Origin of the sequence: Halalkalibacter oceani (genome assembly GCF_023715605.1) — a bacterium.
GTDB classification, from domain to species: Bacteria; Bacillota; Bacilli; order Bacillales; family Bacillaceae_D; genus Halalkalibacter; species Halalkalibacter oceani.
Genome location: NZ_JAMBOL010000058.1, coordinates 1 through 2,148, shown reverse-complemented (window position 1 = coordinate 2,148; position 2,148 = coordinate 1). Strand labels below are relative to the sequence as shown.

The window sequence follows — 2,148 nt, the reverse complement described above, 5'->3', positions numbered from 1 at the left end:
GCCTCGGACTTCCTTCAGATTCTAGGTCACCCTAGACACCCTTGTCGTTGGCTAACAGTTACAGTGACCTTCACTGCTCGGGACTTGAACCCTATAGCCCATGCACATGCCGGGCACACCAAAAAAAGATCGTCCGAAGGCATAACCTTCCGGACGATCTTTTGCTGGATGCACCCTACTCTGACAAGAAGACAAAGTATGCTAAGAAGACGAAGAATAAGACATACATAATCGGATGAACATCTTTTCCTTTCCCCTTACAAATCATCGTAACAGGGTACAAAATGAACCCAATCGCAATCCCGGTTGCAATGCTGTAAGTTAACGGCATCGTCACGACGGTTAAAAAGGCCGGGACAGCGATCTCAAGCTTCTTCCAGTCAATCAGACCGAGAGAGGACGCCATTAAAATACCAACGATAATTAAAGCCGGCGCCGTTACTTGATCTGTCACCACTGCCAGCAGAGGCGAGAAGAAAAGCGCAACGATGAATAACAGAGCTGTTACCACTGAGGCAAAGCCTGTCCGGCCACCAGCAGCGACACCAGAAGAAGATTCAATATAGGCCGTTGTCGTCGACGTTCCTAAAATCGCACCAATGGATGTCGCGCTTGAATCGGCAAGCAACGCCTTATTGGCCCGCGGAAGCTTATTATCCTTAACAAAACCGGCCTGATTGGCCACGGCATATAATGTTCCGGCTGTATCGAAGAAATCAACAAATAAAAATGTAAGAATGACAATAAGAAGCTGGACGGTAAAGACAGATGACCAGTCAATCGCAAAAGCTTGACCAAAAGTTGGAGCAAGCGAAGGCACAGCGCCAATGATACCGTCAGGCATTTCAATGACACCTGTGATCACCCCGGCAAGCGAAGTGAGAATCATCCCGTAGAAAATGCCGCCTCTCACGCCACGCACCATCAGAATAACCGTAATCACCAAACCGAAAATCGCAAGCAATGTCGTCGGCGCGTGAATGATGCCAAGCTCGACAGCCGTCGCTTCAGAAGGAACGACAATACCGGCATTTTTCAGGCCGATAAAAGCGATGAACAGCCCGATACCAGCCGCTGCTGCATATTTCAATTCAGCCGGAATCGCGTTAATAATTAACTCCCGTACACCAACTAACGTAATGAGAATAAAAATAAGACCAGACATAAAAACGCCGAACAAAGCAACTTGCCAATCAATGCCCATTCCGAGCACGACAGAGTAAGCAAAAAAGGCGTTAAGCCCCATTCCAGGCGCAAGAGCGATTGGGTAGTTCGCCAGCAGACCCATGATCAATGTCCCTAATGCCGCCGCCAGTGCTGTTGCCGTAAAAACAGCGCCAACATCCATGCCTGCATCCCCGAGAATAGACGGATTGACAAACAGGATATAAGCCATCGATAAAAACGTCGTCAAACCAGCGATGATTTCTTTCCGATAGGACGTGCCATTCTCCTTAAAACCAAAATACCGATCCATTTGATAGCCTCCAATTTATGATTTCCTTCCCACAAACAACGAAAAAAGCTTCAGGCCTTCTTTGCCTAAAGCTTTCCTCAAAAAATCCGACATATTCCGTTATTTGTGGAATAGGTTGATTTTTCGTAGTCAAGCTATTTACGGCAGCTTGGTAGAGACTTGCAGGCCATATTCCTGCAGTTATACGAAAATAAAGTAAGAAAAGAGAGAAGCCTCTCTCATTCATCCATAAGAAGTGTAGCAATCAACCTATCCGTTGTCAAGAAAAATCCGAACGTTAAAACGAAAAAATTATTTAATATTCGCCTATTATAATTCTACCTTCACAGTTTCACTTATCGAGTAAACCTTTTTCAGAGACTACTATCCAAATTTTATCGCCTCATCAACAGACCTGTCAATTGGAGGTCACTGAAAAACGTTCTTTTCCGTAAATTTGATAATCCACCCCATGCTCACTTCCAAAAATGCCGAGGTTAGTCCTGAAGAGATCTGTACCAGCCGTCGAGATAATACTCCATTGCGGTTAAGGCATTTTCCTTAAAATTGAAAAACGCATTTAGTGAATTAGGGATGTTTAAGCATCTCCGAAAAGCTGGCATTACGAAGAAATTTGGATTCCCAGCTTCCTATTTGTTTCAACTCATATTCTGCTTAATCTTTCACCACAA

1 protein-coding gene and 1 riboswitch are annotated in these 2,148 nt (G+C 44.8%); the gene reads right to left on the bottom strand.

Translation table 11 applies throughout. The annotated features are described in order from the left end of the window. Positions 1–175 precede the first annotated feature (175 nt). Positions 176–1,477, bottom strand: coding sequence for an NCS2 family permease (locus M3202_RS21895; protein ID WP_251225340.1), 1,302 nt, complete (start codon positions 1,475–1,477; stop codon positions 176–178). Between the two features lie 106 nt (positions 1,478–1,583). Beyond that, positions 1,584–1,685, bottom strand: a riboswitch (purine riboswitch). Between the last annotated feature and the right edge of the window lie 463 nt (positions 1,686–2,148).